This window comes from Variovorax sp. efr-133-TYG-130 (assembly GCF_030208835.1).
GTDB lineage: Bacteria > Pseudomonadota > Gammaproteobacteria > Burkholderiales > Burkholderiaceae_C > Variovorax.
Genome location: NZ_JARVTD010000003.1, coordinates 455,368 through 470,964 on the forward strand (window position 1 = coordinate 455,368; position 15,597 = coordinate 470,964).

Sequence of the window (15,597 nt, forward strand, 5' to 3'; positions counted from 1 at the left end):
CAGGCTCAGGCCGCCGTGGTTTCAGGGGGCCGTTCCGGGGGCAGCTCGGCAATGGCTTTCATCTCGCGCTCGTGGCGCCATTCGATGACCGACTTGATCACCAGCGTGACCAGCGCCAGGATGGCCAGCAGCGAGGCCACGGCGAACGCGGCCACCGACTGGTATTCGTTGTAGAGCACCTCCACATGCAGCGGCATGGTGTTGGTCTGGCCGCGGATGTGGCCCGACACCACCGACACCGCGCCGAACTCGCCCATGGCGCGCGCGTTGCAGAGAATCACGCCGTACAGCAGGCCCCACTTGATGTTGGGCAGCGTCACGCGCCAGAAGGTCTGCCAGCCGGTCGCGCCCAGCACGATGGCGGCCTGCTCCTCATCGGTGCCCTGCGCCTGCATCAGTGGAATGAGCTCGCGCGCGATGAACGGGAAGGTCACGAACACGGTGGCCAGCACGATGCCGGGCACGGCGAAGATGATCTTGATGTCGTGCTCGGCGAGCCACGGGCCGAGCCAGCCCTGGGCGCCGAAGACCAGCACGTAGATCAGGCCCGCCACCACCGGCGACACCGCGAACGGCAGGTCGATCAGCGTGGTGAGAAAGGCCTTGCCCCGGAACTCGAACTTGGCCACGGCCCAGGCGGCGGCCACGCCGAACACGAGATTCATCGGCACCGCGATGGCGGCCGTGATCAGCGTGAGGCGGATCGCGCTCCAAGCGTCGGGCTCCTTCAGCGCATCGAGGTAGGCATTGACGCCCTTGCGCAGGGCCTCGGTCGCCACGGCGGCCAGCGGCAGCACGAGGAACAGGAACATGAAGCCGAGCGCAATGCCGATCAGCGTCCAGCGCACCCAGGCGGATTCGGTGGTGCCGGCCTGCGCGCGGCGGATGACTTTGGAAGGTGCGCTCATGTCAGGCTCCCGCCCTGCGACGCTGCCAGGCCTGCAGGCCATTGATGACCAGCAGCAGCACGAAGGAAATGACGAGCATCACCAGCGCGACCGCCGTGGCACCCGCGTAGTCGTACTGCTCCAGCTTGCCGATGATGATGAGCGGCGTGATCTCCGAGATCATCGGCATGTTGCCGGCGATGAAGATCACCGAGCCGTACTCGCCGATGGCGCGTGCGAAGGCCATCGCAAAGCCCGTGAGCAGCGCCGGCGCGATCGACGGGAAGATCACCTTGGTGAAGGTCTGCAGCCGCGTCGCGCCTAGCGAGGTGGCGGCTTCTTCGAGTTCTTTCTCGGCGTCTTCGAGCACCGGCTGCACCGTGCGCACCACGAAGGGCAGCCCGATGAAGATCAGCGCGATCACGATGCCCGCGGGCGTGAACGCCAGCTTGATGCCGTGCGGCTCCAGCAGTTGCCCGACCCAGCCGTTGCCCGCGAGCAGCGCGGTCAGCGAAATGCCGGCCACCGCCGTCGGCAGCGCGAACGGCAGGTCGACCAGCGCATCGACGATGCGCTTGCCCGGGAACTTGTAGCGCACCAGCACCCAGGCCACCAGCAGGCCGAACACCGCATTCACGATGGCGGCGAACAGCGAGGCGCCGAAGGTCAGCCGGTACGACGCCATCACGCGCGGCGCGGTCACGGCCACCCAGAACTGGTCCCAGGTCAGCGTGAAGGTCTTGAAGACCAACGCCGACAGCGGGATCAGCACGATCAGGCTCAGATAAAGAATCGAGAAGCCGAGCGTGATGTGGAAACCCGGCAGCACGCGCTTGGCGCCCCCTGCCCGGTTGGCACGCGAAAAAGGCGCTCCCGCGGACGGGAGCGCCGAAGGAACAGCGCCGCTCATTTACTTCGCGCCGGGGGTGTAGAGCTTGTCGAACTGGCCGCCGTCGTTGAAGTGCACCTTCTGCGCTTCGCCGAGGCTGCCGAACAGTTCCTGCACCGTGAACAGCTGCAGCGGCTTGAAGGTCGAGGCGTACTTCTTGAGCACGGTCTGCGAGCGCGGGCGCAGCGCATGCTTGGCGGCGATTTCCTGTGCTTCTTCGGAGTAGAGCCAGTCAAGGTAGGCCTTGGCGAGTTCGCCGGTGCCCTTCTTGTTGACGGTGCGCTCGACCACGGCCACCGGGTTCTCGGCCACGATGCTGATCGACGGGTAGACCGAATCGACCTTGCCGGTGCCGAACTCGCGGTCGATCGACACCACTTCCGATTCGAAGGTGATCAGCGCGTCGCCGATGTTGCGTTGCAGGAAGGCGGTGGTGGCGTCGCGGCCGCCGCGCGCCAGCACCGGCACGTTCTTGAACAGCTTGCCGACGAACTCGGCGGCCTGGGCGTCGGTGCCGCCCTTCTTCTTGATGTAGCCCCAGGCCGCCAGGTAGGCGTAGCGGCCGTTGCCGCCGGTCTTGGGGTTGACGATCACCACCTGCACGCCCGGCTTGACCAGGTCGTCCCAGTCCTTGATGCCCTTGGGATTGCCGTTGCGCACCAGGAACAGCATGGTCGACGTGGTCGGCGATGCGTTCTCGGGGAATTTCTTGTTCCAGTCCTTGGCGACCACGCCGGCGTTGGCCAGGAAGTCGATGTCGGTCGAGGTGTTCATGGTCACCACGTCGGCATCGAGCCCGTCGGCCACCGCGCGGGCCTGCGCGCTGGAGCCGCCATGCGACTGGTCGATCTTGACGTCCTTGCCGGTCGCCTTCTTGTAGTGCGCCACGAAGGCCGCGTTGTAGTCCTTGTAGAACTCGCGGGCCACGTCGTACGAGGCGTTCAGCAGCGACGTGCCCTGGGCGAAGGCGCTGCTGCCGGCGAGTGCGGAGGACGCCAGCGCGAGCACGGCGACGAAGGTCTTTATTCTGGAAGTCATGTGGTTGCCAAAGTTTCTGAAAATTCACGGCCCGCCGACCAGGCGGCGGGCTCGTCGGTCAAGGACTGGAGCAAGGCGAGGCCCAGCGGCCAGTCCCCGTGTCCCGAGTCGATGTTGATGTGGCCCGCATTCTGCATGCGGACGAACTCGCTTCCCCAGGCGCGCGAATATGCACCAGCCAGGCGAATCGGGCAAAAAGGGTCATTACTGCTGGCCACCACGATGCTGCGGTAAGGCAGCGCCGCATACGGCACGGGGGCAAAGTCGGACAGCACCGCCCGGCGCTCGGGGTCGGCCGGAGCCACCAGCAGCGCACCCTGGATGCGGGCCGCGGCCTCTGGCGGCAGGTGCGCCGTGGCGATGCAGCCCAGGCTGTGCGCGGCGATCACCACCGGGCCTGGCTGCTCCAGCACCAGCTTGGCGAGCGCCGGCACCCAGGCGTCGCGCTTGGGCGAGGCCCAGTCGTCCTGCACCACCCGCGCCGCGCCCGGAATGCGCTCTTCCCACAGGCTCTGCCAGTGGCCGGGCCCGGAGTCGCGCCAACCGGGCACGATGACGACACGAGTCTGCATGACGACGCTGCCCTGTCCCGCTTACTTGTTGGGCTGCGGCGTGATGCGCAGGTAAGGCTTGACGGCCTTGAAGCCCTTGGGGAAGCGCTCGGCGAGTTCGGCCGGATCCTGGATGCTCGGCACGATGACGACGTCGTCGCCGTCCTTCCAGTTCACGGGCGTGGCCACCTTGTGGCTGTCGGTGAGTTGCAGCGAGTCGATCACGCGCAGGATCTCGTCGAAATTGCGGCCGGTCGACGCCGGGTAGGTGATGGTCGTGCGGATGATCTTCTTCGGATCGATGATGTAGACGCTGCGCACCGTGGCCGTGGTCGAGGCGTTCGGGTGGATCAGGTCGTACAGGTCGGCCACCTTGCGGTCGGCGTCCGCGATGATGGGGAAGTTGACCGTGGTGTTCTGCGTTTCGTTGATGTCGCCGATCCATTCCTTGTGCCTGGTGGCCGGGTCGACGCTCAGCGCGATGGGCTTGACGCCGCGCTTGGCGAACTCGCCCGACAGCGCCGCCGTCTTGCCCAGTTCGGTGGTGCACACCGGCGTGAAGTCGGCCGGGTGCGAGAAGAACACGACCCACGAATCGCCGGCCCACTGGTAGAAGTCGATGGGGCCTTCGCTGGAGTCCTGGGTGAAATTGGGGGCGGTGTCGCCGAGTCTCAGAGTTGCCATGATCGCTCCTGGATTGGATGGGAGCCTGGGATTGTGCGAACCATCGCTTCAATGACAAACGAATATCTGCTTGTTTGGATATGACGTTTTTCGCATAACGAGCGCTCAGAACATCCGCATGTCGACGCTCTGCAGGTGCTCCGTCAGGAAGTCGATCAGCCGCCGCACCGCCGGAACCAGCGCCCGCCGTGCCGGAAACACCATGTGCGCCACCACCGGCGACGGCCCCCAGTCCGGCAGCACCCGCACCAGCCGGCCGGCGTCCACGTCGGCCCGGCACATGTAGTCGGGGAGCATGGTCGCGCCCACGCCGCCCAGTGCGCCGAACTGCAGCGTTGCCAGGTCGTCCGCCACATAGCGCGGAACGTGCGAATGCACCCAGCTCTGGCCGTCGGGGCCTTCCAGACGCCAGTCGCTGCGCCCTTCCCCGTTGACGGACATGGCCGCGGTCGGCAGTTTCGCCAGGTCGGCCGGCGTGTTGACCGGGCCGTGGAGCGCCAGCAGCTCCGGGCTGGCGATCAGCACGCCGCGGCTGTAGCCGAAAGTCTTGGCCACCAGCACGGTGCTGTCCTCGATGACGGGGCGCACGCGCAGCGCGATGTCGATGCCCTCCTCGATCAGGTCGACCGGCCGGTTGATCACGCGCATGTCGATGCGCACCGCCGGATAGCGCGCCATGAAGACGGGCATCAGCTGCGCAAGCCCGCTGTGCGCGATGGTCACGGGGCAGCTCAGCCGCACCAGGCCGCTGGGCTCGGTCTGCACCTGCGCCACCGCCTCGGCGGCCGCCTGCGCCGCGTCGCGCATGGCGGAGGCGTGGCGCAGGTAGATCTCGCCGGCGGGCGTGAGCGACAGCCGCCGCGTGCTGCGCTGCATCAGCTGCACGCCCAGCCGCTCTTCCAGGTCGGCCACGCGGCGCGACAGGCGCGACTTGGGAATGCCCAGCGCCCGGCTGGCAGCGGCAAAGCCGCCCCGCTCGGCCACTTCGGCGAAGAAAACCATGTCGTTGAGGTCTTGCATGACGTTCATTGTCCTGCAAACAGAACGAACTAGGCTATTTTTGGCTACTTATCGGCCACTGCATCCAAAAATAGAATTCTCACATCGCCGGCCAACTTGAGTGCCGACAGCCCCAAGAAAGTGATTGACTGATCATGAAGCTGCTCCACATCGACTCCAGCATCCTCGCCGCCAACTCCACCTCGCGCCTGCTCTCGGCCGAGACCGTGGCCGCCTGGCGCGCCGCCCACCCCGACACCACCGTCGAATACCTCGACCTGGCCGTCGACGCCCCGGCTCACTTCAGCGCCGACTCGCTCGGCATCAAGATCGGCGTGCAGGCCCAGCCGACCGAAGCGCAAAAGCGTGAAAACGAGCTGTCCGAAAAGCTCGTGAGCCAGTTCCTGGCCGCGGACGTGGTCGTCATCGGCACGCCCTTCTACAACTTCTCGATCCCGACGCAACTCAAGGCCTGGATCGACCGCCTGGGGCAAGTGGGCCGCACCTTCAAGTACACCGAGAAGGGCCCCGTCGGCCTGGCCGGCGGCAAGACCGTCATCGTGGCCTCTTCGCGCGGCGGCGTCTATTCGACCAGCGAAGGCGGCCAGGCCATGGAACACCAGGAAAGCTACCTGAAGGCGGTCTTCGGCTTCTTCGGCATCACCGACGTGCGCATCGTGCGTGCCGAAGGCGTGGCCATGGGCGACGAAGCCAGGGCCAGCGCGCTGGCCTCGGCCCGCGCCGACATCCTGGTGGCAACCGGCGAGGCCGCCAACCAGAAGGACGTGGCGCAAGTCGCCTGACCCGGCCCCGCGCCATGAAAAAAAGCCGCCTTCACGGGCGGCTTTTTCGCTGGCGCGCGACGCGCTCAGGCCGAGTGGGTCTTGACCCAGGCCACGTACTTGTCCATCCAGCCCTGCAGGAACTTCTTCGAGCCTTCGTTGCCGATGTGGCCCTTGTCGTCGAACAGGTCGTCCTTGGCCTGCAGGAACACTTCGGGCGCGCCCATCGTCGGCACGTCGAGGTAGGCCAGGATGTTGCGCAGATGCTGCTGCGCCAGCGCGGTGCCGATGGCGCCGACCGACACACCCACCACGCCCGCCGGCTTGCCGGCCCATGCGCTCTGGCCGTAGGGGCGCGAGGCATGGTCGATGGCGTTCTTCAGCACGCCGGGAATCGAGCGGTTGTATTCAGGGGTGACGAACAGCAGGCCCTGGGCCGCCGCGATCTCGGTCTTCAGGCGCTTGACCGAGGCCGCCTGGTTGCCGTCGTCGTCCTGGTTGTAGGCCGGCAGGTCGTCGATGCGCAGATGCTCGAAGGTGAGCTCGGGCGGGGCGAGATGCGCCAGCGCGAGGGCCAGCTTCTGGTTGTACGAATCCTTGCGAAGGCTGCCGACGAGAACGGCGATGCGGATCTGGGCCATGGATGGAACTCCTGTGAAATGAGGGCGTCGTTTGACGAAGGCGATTATGCGAACCGCCCAAGACCTTTTCCAGAAAAGTTCTTGGCCTGGCGCGCATCCGCCTAAAGCAGCCCGGCGCAATCCCGGGCATCATCGCCATCGATCTTTTTGGTTCGACTGATTCAGGAGCGACACGCGATGAGATTTCTGGTGGTGGGTGCCGGCGCACTCGGTGGTTACTTCGGCGGCCGTCTGCTGGAAGCAGGACGCGACGTCACCTTCCTGCTGCGGCCGCGCCGCGCAGCGCAACTCGCGAAGACCGGGCTGGTGGTGCAGAGCCCGTTCGGCAACCTGCAGCTTCCCGCGCCCAGGCACGTGCTGGCGGACGGCATCGACGGGCCCTACGACGTGGTCATCGCCGGCAGCAAGGCCTACGACCTCGAATCGACGATGGATTCGTTCGCTCCGGCGGTGGGGCCGAACACCGTGATTCTTCCGTTGCTCAACGGCATGAAGCACATCGACAGCCTCGTCGCGCGCTTCGGCGAAGACAAGGTGCTGGGCGGCCTGTGCATGATCTCCGCCACGCTGGACGACGAAGGCCGCGTGCTGCACCTCAACGACACTCACGGCCTGAGCTACGGCGAGCGCGCCGGCGGCCGCTCGGCCCGCGTCGACGCCATCGCGGCACAGTTCGCGGGCGCAAAGTTCGACGGCAACGCCAGCGAGACCATCTCGCAGGACATGTGGGAGAAGTGGGTCTTCATCGCCTCGGCGGCGGGCCTCACCAGCCTGATGCGCGCGTCCATCGGCGACATCATGGCGGCGGGCGGCGAAGACGTGGCGCTGTCGATCTTCGGCGAATGCTGCGCCATCGCCGAACACAACGGCTTCGCGCCGCGCCCGGCGGCCGTGCAGCGCGGCCGGGCCATCATGACCGCCGCCGGCTCGCCGATGACGGCATCCATGTACAAGGACATCGTGCGCGGCGCGCAAGTGGAAGCCGACCACATCGTCGGCGACCTGCTGGGCCGCGCGGCGCCGGGCCATGCGGCGGCGCCTTCGGTGCTGCGCACGGCCTACGTCCATCTGAAGGCCTACGAAGCCCAGCGCGGCCGTGCGGGGGGCTGAGCGCCTTTAATCCGATGCGGGTCCAAGTGGCGCAAACCGCCAAAAACCAATCGCAAGTATCTATTCATTAATTAATTCACTTAATCGAATTTACAAGCGAAGGATAGAATAATTTATCTATTCACATTGGTATTCAATGCCCCCTACCCCCGCGACCCTTGCCGAGACTGCGCTTGCATTCATCCGATCGCAGGGCGCCGCCTCCAGCGCCGACATTCAGGCGCGGCTTCGCGTAAGCCAGCCGACAGTCTCGAGAACGCTGGCACCTCTTTTGCGGGACGCCAGCATCCTGAAGGTGGGTGCCGCGCGCTCGCAGATGTATGTCGCACCCCGGCATGTCGAGCGTGTCGGCGCGGAAGTCCCGGTCATCAAGGTCGACGCGAATGGCGATGCCGCACCGTTCGGCCGCATCGTGCCGTTGCATGGTGGCCGCTGCTGGATGGATGAGGAAGAAGGGCCGAGCGCGCTGCATGACGGGCTGCCATGGTTCCTGGCCGACATGCGGCCCCAGGGATTCATAGGCCGCGCCTTTGCACACGGCCACCCGGAACTCGGCCTGCCCGCCAACCCGGACCACTGGCGCGATGACGACGTGCTTCAAGCGCTGGCGCTCTGCGGCGAGGATCTGCCGGGCAACCTAGTCGTCGGCGGGGAGTCGTTCCGACGATTCCAGTCGATTGCCGCGCGGCCAGCGCCAGAGGTGTCCCCCACCGACTACCCCGCCATGGCGGACAGCGCCATGCAAGGCACATTGCCGGGCTCATCGGCCGGCGGCGAACAGCCCAAGTTCTGCACCGTGCGCGACGGGCGGCAAGTGATCGTCAAGTTCTCCCCATCCGGCGCTTCGCCGGAGGACAGGCGTTCGCGCGACCTGCTCGTGTGCGAACACCTGGCGCTGCGCACGCTGCAAGAGGCCGGCGTGGCGGCGGCCACCACTCGCCTGTTCATCGAGGCGGGCCGCGTCTTTCTGGAAGTCGAGCGCTTCGACCGGACCGCTCGGGGCCGGATCGCAATGGTTTCGCTGATGGCATACGACGCGCAGCACATCGGAAAGATCGACAACTGGGCCGCCACTGCCAATCGCATGGTTTCGCGCGGACTGTTGCGCGCAGACGATGCCCAGACGCTGCGCTTCCTTGAGGCCTTTGGCCGGCTCATCGGCAACACCGATCGACACTACGGCAACATCTCGCTGCTCATAGAGAACGGCGCCTGGCGGCTGGCGCCCGCATACGACGTGTTGCCGACGCTCTATGCACCCACCAGCGGCGAACTGCCGCCGCGCGACCTGGCGGCCGGCGACCTGGCACCGACCGTCGAGACGCTGGGGGAATGGCAGGCGGCACGCCAGCTTGCCGGCGTGTTCTGGCGGACGGTCGACGCGGACGAGCGAATCACGGCGCCATTCCGCGCCATCGCCCGGAAGAACGCGCAGGCTATTCCGACTTGAGAATGGTCTCGCCCTTCAACATCCCCATGTCGCGGGTGTTGAAACGGTGGCGCTTCCAGCCCGCCCAGGTGCGGCGGAAGTTGGCAATCGAGATGCCGTAGTACAGCACCTTGAACATGCGCAGCGCGTTCCACATCGGCGTGCCGTTGTAGATGTCGCCGGCCAGCAGCGACATCAACGCCTCCTTCACCCGGAACGGGTTGCCGGGGTGCATGAACATGTCTCGGATGGTCGGGTTGGTCACGCGGTAGATGAACCACGAATACTCGCTCGGGCCCTTGCGCATCATGGCCTCGAAGCCCTTGCGCGCCGCAGCCAGTTGGGCCGGCTGGTCGAGCGCGGTCGCCACCAGCTTGGCGCCGTCGAAGGCGCTGTGCATGGCCAGGTACACGCCAGACGAGAACATCGGGTCGATGAAGGTGAAGGCGTCTCCCAGCATCAGGTAGCGGTCGCCGGTGGCGTGCGTGCTGGAGTAGGAGAAATTGCCCGTGGCATGCACCGCGTCGTCGACCAGCGTGGCGTGCTGAAGCCGCTCCTGCAGCGCCGGACACAACGCGATGGTGTCGTAGAAGAAGTCTTTCAGCGGCTTGTCGCGTGTCTTCAGGTAGTACGGCCAGCAGACCGCGCCCACGCTGGTGGTGCCGTCGGCCAGCGGAATGAACCAGAACCAGCCGTGCGGGAACCAGCAGATGCTGATGTTGCCTTCCTTCTTGCCCTCGAGCCGCTCGGCGTTGGTGAAGTGCCCGAACACCGCCGTGCTGTTGTGGTCGGGGTTCTTCTCCTTGCAGCGGAATTTGTTGGCCAGCAGGGTGTCGCGCCCGGTGGCGTCGACCACGAAGCGGGCGCGCCAGCTGCGCTTCGCGCCGTCGTCCATCTCGGCCTTGACGGTGGCGCCGTCGGCATCGAAGGCCACGTCGCGCACCTTGCAGCCTTCGATCGTCTGCGCACCGCGCGTCGCCGCGTTGCGGAACAGCAGCTCGTCGAGTTCGGAGCGGCGCACCTGCCAGGCGGAGTCGAGCGACTTGTCCCAGCCCTCGGCAAATTCGACATAGCTGCGGTGCTCGTGCTCGGGCGAGACGAACTCGATGCCGAACTTGGGCATGCCGATCTTGTCGACCTGGTCGCGCACGCCGAGCTTCTCGAACAGCTCGACATTCCCGGGCAACAGCGATTCGCCGATGTGGAAGCGCGGGTGATGCGCCTTCTCGAGCAGCACCACCTTGCGGCCCTGCTGGGCCAGCAACGCGGCAATGGTCGATCCGGCGGGGCCACCGCCGACGACCATCACGTCGCAGGATTCGTCGGCCGCCGAAGACGCGGGCAAAGGAGCTTGAGGCAGGGACATGCGGTGGCAAGCATCACGAGTGTTAACAATCTCCAAGCATAGCGCGCCATTCGTAAACCGGGCAAAGATCGCAAAGTCTGCTAAGCAGCCTGCGACACGGCGCAGCACACTGCGGCGATGCATCTCCTTCGCCATCTGCGCTCCTTCGGCCTCGCGGCCGCCTGCCTCTCGGCCGCGCTCGCGCAGGCCGCCGGCTTCAGCACCCTCGAAATACCCGCCGACCGCGAGGGCCCGGCAATGCGCGGCGCCGTGTGGACACCCTGCGCCGCGCCGGCCGGCGACATCCAGCTCGGCCGGACCACGATCCGCGGCGTGCGGGATTGCCCGCTCGCGCCCGGCGCCCAGCTCCCGCTGATCGTGCTGTCGCACGGGTATGGAGGCTCCTTCCTCGGCCACTACGACACCGCCCAGGCGCTGGCCGACGCGGGCTTCGTGGTCGCCGCCATCAGCCATTCGGAAGACAACTTCCAGATTCGCGGCGGCCCGGACGACAGGATCTCGGCCCTGGCGACGCGAACGACCGACATCAAGCGGCTGATCGACCACATGCTCCGGCAATGGCCCTCGCATGACCGGATCGCGTCCGACCGGATCGGCTTCTACGGCTTTTCCAGGGGCGGCTACACGGGGCTCGTGCTCGCCGGCGCACGTCCCGATTTCGAGCGCCTCCCGCCCCTGCCCTCATCGCCCTGCGCCAGGGACCTGCAAAGCCCGGCGTGCGCGCTGATGCGCCGGAGATTCCAGGAACTGCTGGCGTCGCCGCTGGCCCACGACACCCGCATCAAGGTTGCTGTGATCGCCGATCCGCTCAGCATGGTCTTCGACGCCGATGGCCTGAAGGACGTGAAGATCCCGATCCTGCTGTGGGCCTCGGCCTACGGCGGCGACGGCGTCACGCCTGACAGCGTGGCGGCGGTCCGCCGCAATCTGCCCGTGGCGCCCGAATGGCGCGTGGCCGAGAAAGCCGAGCACTTCGGCTTCCTTGCGCCGTGCCCGTCAGCACAGATCGAAGCAAAGTCCGAGATCTGCCGCGATGCGCCCGGCTTCGATCGCACGGCTTTTCATGCGGTCTTCAACGCCGAGGTGACGGCTTTCTTCACCCGCCACCTCGCGCCGAAGCCCTGACAAACCTCCCCTGCCCGCCGCTGCCCCGCCAGCCGCCGCACCACCGCCACCAGCCGATCGATCTCGTCGAAGGTGTTGTAGAAAGCCAGCGACGGCCGAACCGTGGTCTCGACGCCGAAGCGCCGCAGGATCGGCTGCGCGCAGTGGTGGCCGGTGCGCACCGCGATTCCTTCGTCGTTCAGCGCATGGCCCACTTCCTCGGTGGTGTAGCCGTCGAGCACGAAGGACATCACGCTGGCCTTGTCGGCCGCCGTGCCGATCAGCCGCACGCCAGGGATCGCGCCGAGCTGCGCCATGCCGTACACCAGCAGGTCATGCTCGTAGCGAGCGATGTTCTCGATGCCGACCTTGTTGACGTAGTCGATCGCCGCGCCCAGGCCCACCGCGTCGGCGATGTTGCCGGTGCCGGCCTCGAACTTGTTCGGGATCGGCTGGAACACGGTCTTCTCGAAGGTCACGTCGGCAATCATGTTGCCGCCGCCCTGCCACGGGGGCATGTCTTCGAGCACTTCACGCTTGCCCCAGACCACGCCGATGCCGGTCGGACCGAACACCTTGTGGCCGGAGAAGACGAAGAAATCGGCGCCGATGTCCTGCACGTCCACGCGCATGTGCGATACCGACTGCGCGCCGTCGACCAGCGCCCTGGCGCCCGCGCGGTGAGCCAGTTCAACGATCTCCTTCACAGGCACCACCGTGCCCAGCGCATTCGACACCTGCGTGACGGCCACGATCTTCGTGCGGTCGTTGAGCAGCTTGCGGTATTCGTCGAGCAGCACCTGGCCCGTGTCGTCCACCGGAATCACCCGCAGCTTCGCGCCCTTGGCCGCGGCTAGCTGCTGCCAAGGCACGATGTTGGCGTGGTGCTCGAGGTTCGACACGATGATCTCGTCGCCCTCGCCCACGTGCTGCCCGCCCCAGCTCTTGGCCACGAGGTTGATGGCCTCGGTGGTGCCGCGCACGAAAATCACCTCTTCGACTTCCGGCGCGTTGATGAACTTGCGAACGCGTTCGCGCGCGCCCTCATAGGCGTCGGTTGCGCGCGCGGCCAGCTCATGGGCGGCACGATGGATGTTCGAATTCTCGTGCTCGTAGAAATACGCGATGCGGTCGATGACAGACTGCGGCTTGTGCGTGGTGGCCGCGTTGTCGAACCACACGAGCTGCTTGCCGTTCACCCGCTCCTTGAGGATCGGAAAGTCTCGCCGCACGGCATGGACGTCGAACGGCGGATGCTGGCCGCTGCCCGCCAGTGGCACGGCGTCAGGGCCGCGCGGATCGGGCTTGGCCGGCGTGACGTAGCCGTTGGGCAGGCGCACCGCATCGACGAAATAGAACTGTGCGTCGCGACCGGCGGGCGCCATCGACGGGCTCGGCGGCGAAACCGGCGCAGCCGGTTGCGGCATTTCAAGGCCAGCGAACGGATCGTGAATCGCAATGCCCTGCGTGGCGCCAGCGGAAGGATGCCCGAAGCTGTTGCCCACGAAGTAGAACGGCGACGCTGCCGCCTGCGGTGCCGAAGGCGCATTCACCTGCTGTGGCACGCCCAGCACCGAGCCGCCCGAGCGCGGTTCGAAAGCCGGTGCCACCGACAGCACGCTGTCCGGCACGCCGTTGCCGGCCGTAGCGTGCGGCAGCAGCGCAGGCGCGCGATTGGCGAGCGAAGGCAGCTGCGTCGGCGATGCCGGCACCAGGTTGGCGCCCGGAATCTGCCCCTGCGGAATCGGGGTGCCCGGCACGCTCGGACCGAAGCCCGCGGGGCTCACCAGCGGCGAGCCCGGCGGCGCGACGTTGGCGGGAAACTGCGCGCCCGGCACCTCGGAGAACATGGCGCTGGCCATGCGCGCGAGGATGGCCGGGTCGAACGGCGCCTCGCCCGGAATCGATGGAGTGCTGCTCACAGCGGCTTACTTGTAGGTGTCGGGATAGTCGTGGTACTTGCCGATCTCGACGTCGTCGAGCACCGCCAGCGCGTCGGTGGTCAACACCGCGAGCGAGCAGTACAGAGAGATCAGGTAAGACGCGATCGCATGGTTGTTGATGCCCATGAAGCGCACCGACAGCCCCGGACCCTGCTCGCCAGACAGCCCCGGCTGGAAGAGGCCCACCACGCCCTGGCGCTTGTCGCCCACGCGCAGCAGCAGGATCTTGCTCTTGCCGTCGGCCACCGGCACCTTGTTCGACGGAATCAGCGGAATGCCGCGCCAGGTGATGAACTGCGAACCGAACAGGCTCACCGTCGGCGGCGGCGTGCCGCGGCGCGTGGCTTCGCGCCCGAAGGCGGCAATGGCCAGCGGGTGCGTGAGGAAGAAGGCGGGCTCCTTCCACACCTTGGTCAGCAGTTCGTCGAGGTCGTCGGGCGTGGGTGCGCCGGTCAGCGGAAAGATGCGCTGCTCTTCCGTCACCTGGGCCAGCAGGCCGTAGTCGGGGTTGTTGATGAGCTCGCTCTCCTGGTTCTCCTTGATCGTCTCGATCGTCAGGCGCAGCTGCTCCTTGATCTGGTCGTGCGGACTGCTGTAGAGGTCGGAGATGCGGGTGTGCACGTCGAGCACGGTGCTCACGGCATTGAGGTAGTGCTCGCGCGGGTTCTCTTCGTAGTCCACGAAGGTGCGCGGCAGCTGGTTTTCTTCTTCGCGCGAGGTGCAGGTGACCTTGATCGACTCGGGGTTCTTGACCTTGTTGACGCGGTAGATGCCCGCCTCCACCGGCACCCATTGCAGCAGGTGCGTCAGCCAGCGCGGGCTGATGGTCTCGAGCTGGGGTACCGTCTTGGTGGCATTGGCTAGCTGTCTTGCGGCGTTGTCGCCAAGGGCGGTCGTACCACCAACTGTTGCGCTCATGGATCAGGGCTCCGTGGGTTGAGGAAAAAGTGGATGCCAGTGTCCGGCGCCCACGGGTTTTCCCTCAACAGGCTATAGCCGCCAAGTTGATCCTTCGCGCAAGGCGCGACTGCTCCAGCTGCTCGCAGCGCATGAGCAGGCCGACCATGTTGATGCCCAGCGCGGTGGCGAGCTTCTGCGCGGTGACGATCGACGGAATGACGCGCCCGCGTTCGATCTCGCCCACGTAGGAGCGGTTCAGATCGGAACGCTCCGCGAGTTCCTCCTGCGACCAGCCCTTGCCCTCGCGCAACTGGCGAATGGTGACGCCGAAGTCTTCGACGAATGCTTTCATGCTGCACCACCTGCCTTGGGCGCATTCTGCAGGCTGGCCTGCGTGACGCTCGCGCCCGCGGGCACGTCATCGGTGATCCATACATTGCCGCCAATGACGGCGCCCTTGCCGAGCGTGACGCGCCCGAGGATGGTTGCGCCCGCGTAGATGACCACGTCGTCTTCCACCACCGGATGCCTTGGAAGGCCCTTCTGCAGGTTGCCTTCGGCGTCCGTCGGAAAGCGCTTGGCACCGAGCGTGACCGCCTGGTAGAGCCGCACCCGCTTGCCGATGACCGCCGTCTCGCCGATCACCACGCCCGTGCCGTGGTCGATGAAGAAACCCGCGTCGATTTGCGCACCGGGATGGATGTCGATGCCGGTCTGCCCGTGCGCCAGCTCGGCCACGATGCGCGCCAGCAACGGCAGCCCGAGCTTGTAGAGCTCGTGCGCGAGACGATGGTGAATCATCGCCAGCACGCCCGGATAGCACAGCAGCACCTCGTCGACGCTGCGCGCTGCTGGGTCGCCCTGGTAGGCGGCGAGCACGTCGCTGTCGAGCAGGCGGCGCAGGCCCGGCAAGGCGGTGGCAAAGCGGCGTATGGCGTCGGTGGCCGAGTCGTCGATATCGCTGGCGGGACGCGGCTCGTGGCGCGCGTTGAAGTTCAGCTCCAGCCGCGCCTGCACCAGCAGCGCCTGCAGGGCGGCGTCGAGCGTGTGGCCGACGTAGAAATCCTCGCTCTCATGGCGCAGGTCCGGCGGGCCGAGCCGCATCGGAAAGAGCGCGCCCTTCAGCGACTCGACGATCTGCGCGAGCGCGTCGCGCGACGGAAACTCGCGTGCGCCTGGCTCGCGCGAGCGGCGCTGCGAATCGCGCCATTCGTCGCGCACGCCGTGCAACGCGCGAACGATGTCGCTCACTTCGAAATGGGCCATGTGCAATG

General features: G+C 66.6%; 16 protein-coding genes. 4 read left to right on the forward strand and 12 right to left on the reverse strand.

Translation table 11 applies throughout. From position 1 onward, the window contains the following. Window positions 1–5 precede the first annotated feature (5 nt). The 6 genes from cysW to QRN67_RS04165 form a co-directional block, all read right to left on the reverse strand. Entirely contained in the window at window positions 6–908 is a 903-nt protein-coding gene (gene cysW, locus QRN67_RS04140) for a sulfate ABC transporter permease subunit CysW (RefSeq protein ID WP_081269546.1), read from the reverse strand. A 1-nt stretch (window position 909) separates the two neighbouring features. After that, complete coding sequence (gene cysT, locus QRN67_RS04145; RefSeq protein ID WP_081269400.1) at window positions 910–1,797, reverse strand: sulfate ABC transporter permease subunit CysT; 888 nt, start codon at window positions 1,795–1,797, stop codon at window positions 910–912. Then, on the reverse strand, window positions 1,798–2,814 hold the full coding sequence (locus tag QRN67_RS04150) for a sulfate ABC transporter substrate-binding protein (protein ID WP_285410659.1): 1,017 nt from the start codon (window positions 2,812–2,814) through the stop codon (window positions 1,798–1,800). After that, complete coding sequence (locus QRN67_RS04155) at window positions 2,811–3,386, reverse strand: RBBP9/YdeN family alpha/beta hydrolase (protein WP_081269398.1); 576 nt, start codon at window positions 3,384–3,386, stop codon at window positions 2,811–2,813. The genes QRN67_RS04150 and QRN67_RS04155 overlap by 4 nt, the downstream gene beginning before the upstream one ends. A 21-nt stretch (window positions 3,387–3,407) precedes the next feature. Continuing rightward, window positions 3,408–4,049: a peroxiredoxin gene (locus tag QRN67_RS04160; protein WP_081269397.1), complete on the reverse strand. Its 642-nt coding sequence runs from the start codon at window positions 4,047–4,049 to the stop codon at window positions 3,408–3,410. A gap of 105 nt (window positions 4,050–4,154) precedes the next feature. Then, on the reverse strand, window positions 4,155–5,069 hold the full coding sequence (locus QRN67_RS04165) for a LysR family transcriptional regulator (RefSeq protein ID WP_081269545.1): 915 nt from the start codon (window positions 5,067–5,069) through the stop codon (window positions 4,155–4,157). Window positions 5,070–5,203: 134 nt separating this feature from the next. Here QRN67_RS04165 and QRN67_RS04170 point away from each other — a divergent pair, with 134 nt between their 5' ends. Next, window positions 5,204–5,851: an FMN-dependent NADH-azoreductase gene (locus tag QRN67_RS04170; protein ID WP_106934388.1), complete on the forward strand. Its 648-nt coding sequence runs from the start codon at window positions 5,204–5,206 to the stop codon at window positions 5,849–5,851. A 65-nt stretch (window positions 5,852–5,916) separates the two neighbouring features. Here QRN67_RS04170 and QRN67_RS04175 read toward each other — a convergent pair whose 3' ends face one another. Beyond that, window positions 5,917–6,471: an NADPH-dependent FMN reductase gene (locus tag QRN67_RS04175; RefSeq protein ID WP_081269395.1), complete on the reverse strand. Its 555-nt coding sequence runs from the start codon at window positions 6,469–6,471 to the stop codon at window positions 5,917–5,919. Between the two features lie 177 nt (window positions 6,472–6,648). Between QRN67_RS04175 and panE the strand changes: the two genes are divergently transcribed. Both panE and yjjJ read left to right on the forward strand, forming a co-directional pair. After that, the gene (gene panE / locus QRN67_RS04180) at window positions 6,649–7,581 is read left to right on the forward strand and encodes a 2-dehydropantoate 2-reductase (protein WP_285410662.1); all 933 of its coding nucleotides are present in this window, start codon (window positions 6,649–6,651) and stop codon (window positions 7,579–7,581) included. Between the two features lie 136 nt (window positions 7,582–7,717). Then, window positions 7,718–9,031 (forward strand): type II toxin-antitoxin system HipA family toxin YjjJ, encoded by a 1,314-nt coding sequence (yjjJ, locus tag QRN67_RS04185; RefSeq protein WP_285410664.1) that lies wholly within the window; start codon window positions 7,718–7,720, stop codon window positions 9,029–9,031. Here yjjJ and QRN67_RS04190 read toward each other — a convergent pair. Beyond that, window positions 9,018–10,376: an NAD(P)/FAD-dependent oxidoreductase gene (locus QRN67_RS04190; protein ID WP_285410666.1), complete on the reverse strand. Its 1,359-nt coding sequence runs from the start codon at window positions 10,374–10,376 to the stop codon at window positions 9,018–9,020. The genes yjjJ and QRN67_RS04190 overlap by 14 nt on opposite strands. 117 nt (window positions 10,377–10,493) lie before the next feature. Here QRN67_RS04190 and QRN67_RS04195 point away from each other — a divergent pair, with 117 nt between their 5' ends. Beyond that, window positions 10,494–11,501 carry an alpha/beta hydrolase family protein gene (locus tag QRN67_RS04195; protein ID WP_285410668.1) on the forward strand — a complete coding sequence of 336 codons (1,008 nt, stop codon included), beginning with the start codon at window positions 10,494–10,496 and terminating at the stop codon, window positions 11,499–11,501. Here the strand turns inward: QRN67_RS04195 and QRN67_RS04200 are convergent. From QRN67_RS04200 to epsC, 4 genes are all read right to left on the reverse strand, one after another. Next, complete coding sequence (locus QRN67_RS04200) at window positions 11,438–13,342, reverse strand: family 2A encapsulin nanocompartment cargo protein cysteine desulfurase (RefSeq protein WP_503010874.1); 1,905 nt, start codon at window positions 13,340–13,342, stop codon at window positions 11,438–11,440. The two genes, QRN67_RS04195 and QRN67_RS04200, sit on opposite strands and share 64 nt — an antisense overlap. Before the next feature lie 66 nt (window positions 13,343–13,408). Continuing rightward, complete coding sequence (locus tag QRN67_RS04205; RefSeq protein ID WP_106934382.1) at window positions 13,409–14,341, reverse strand: family 2A encapsulin nanocompartment shell protein; 933 nt, start codon at window positions 14,339–14,341, stop codon at window positions 13,409–13,411. Window positions 14,342–14,405: 64 nt separating this feature from the next. Continuing rightward, window positions 14,406–14,675, reverse strand: a complete 270-nt coding sequence (locus QRN67_RS04210; RefSeq protein WP_081269389.1) for a helix-turn-helix domain-containing protein — start codon at window positions 14,673–14,675, stop codon at window positions 14,406–14,408. Next, on the reverse strand, window positions 14,672–15,589 hold the full coding sequence (epsC, locus tag QRN67_RS04215; protein ID WP_106934381.1) for a serine O-acetyltransferase EpsC: 918 nt from the start codon (window positions 15,587–15,589) through the stop codon (window positions 14,672–14,674). The genes QRN67_RS04210 and epsC overlap by 4 nt, the downstream gene beginning before the upstream one ends. Window positions 15,590–15,597: the final 8 nt, after the last annotated feature.

Excerpts from the sequence above, each read along its gene's own strand:
- panE (WP_285410662.1), top strand. The coding sequence starts at position 6,649 with ATGAGATTTCTGGTGGTGGGTGCCGGCGCACTCGGTGGTTACTTCGGC.
- QRN67_RS04210 (WP_081269389.1), bottom strand. The coding sequence starts at position 14,675 with ATGAAAGCATTCGTCGAAGACTTCGGCGTCACCATTCGCCAGTTGCGC.
- QRN67_RS04155 (WP_081269398.1), bottom strand. The coding sequence starts at position 3,386 with ATGCAGACTCGTGTCGTCATCGTGCCCGGTTGGCGCGACTCCGGGCCC.
- QRN67_RS04205 (WP_106934382.1), bottom strand. The coding sequence starts at position 14,341 with ATGAGCGCAACAGTTGGTGGTACGACCGCCCTTGGCGACAACGCCGCA.
- cysW (WP_081269546.1), bottom strand. The coding sequence starts at position 908 with ATGAGCGCACCTTCCAAAGTCATCCGCCGCGCGCAGGCCGGCACCACC.
- epsC (WP_106934381.1), bottom strand. The coding sequence starts at position 15,589 with ATGGCCCATTTCGAAGTGAGCGACATCGTTCGCGCGTTGCACGGCGTG.
- QRN67_RS04160 (WP_081269397.1), bottom strand. The coding sequence starts at position 4,049 with ATGGCAACTCTGAGACTCGGCGACACCGCCCCCAATTTCACCCAGGAC.
- QRN67_RS04200 (WP_503010874.1), bottom strand. The coding sequence starts at position 13,342 with ATGGCCAGCGCCATGTTCTCCGAGGTGCCGGGCGCGCAGTTTCCCGCC.
- QRN67_RS04175 (WP_081269395.1), bottom strand. The coding sequence starts at position 6,471 with ATGGCCCAGATCCGCATCGCCGTTCTCGTCGGCAGCCTTCGCAAGGAT.
- QRN67_RS04170 (WP_106934388.1), top strand. The coding sequence starts at position 5,204 with ATGAAGCTGCTCCACATCGACTCCAGCATCCTCGCCGCCAACTCCACC.
- yjjJ (WP_285410664.1), top strand. The coding sequence starts at position 7,718 with ATGCCCCCTACCCCCGCGACCCTTGCCGAGACTGCGCTTGCATTCATC.
- QRN67_RS04195 (WP_285410668.1), top strand. The coding sequence starts at position 10,494 with ATGCATCTCCTTCGCCATCTGCGCTCCTTCGGCCTCGCGGCCGCCTGC.
- QRN67_RS04190 (WP_285410666.1), bottom strand. The coding sequence starts at position 10,376 with ATGTCCCTGCCTCAAGCTCCTTTGCCCGCGTCTTCGGCGGCCGACGAA.
- cysT (WP_081269400.1), bottom strand. The coding sequence starts at position 1,797 with ATGAGCGGCGCTGTTCCTTCGGCGCTCCCGTCCGCGGGAGCGCCTTTT.
- QRN67_RS04150 (WP_285410659.1), bottom strand. The coding sequence starts at position 2,814 with ATGACTTCCAGAATAAAGACCTTCGTCGCCGTGCTCGCGCTGGCGTCC.
- QRN67_RS04165 (WP_081269545.1), bottom strand. The coding sequence starts at position 5,069 with ATGCAAGACCTCAACGACATGGTTTTCTTCGCCGAAGTGGCCGAGCGG.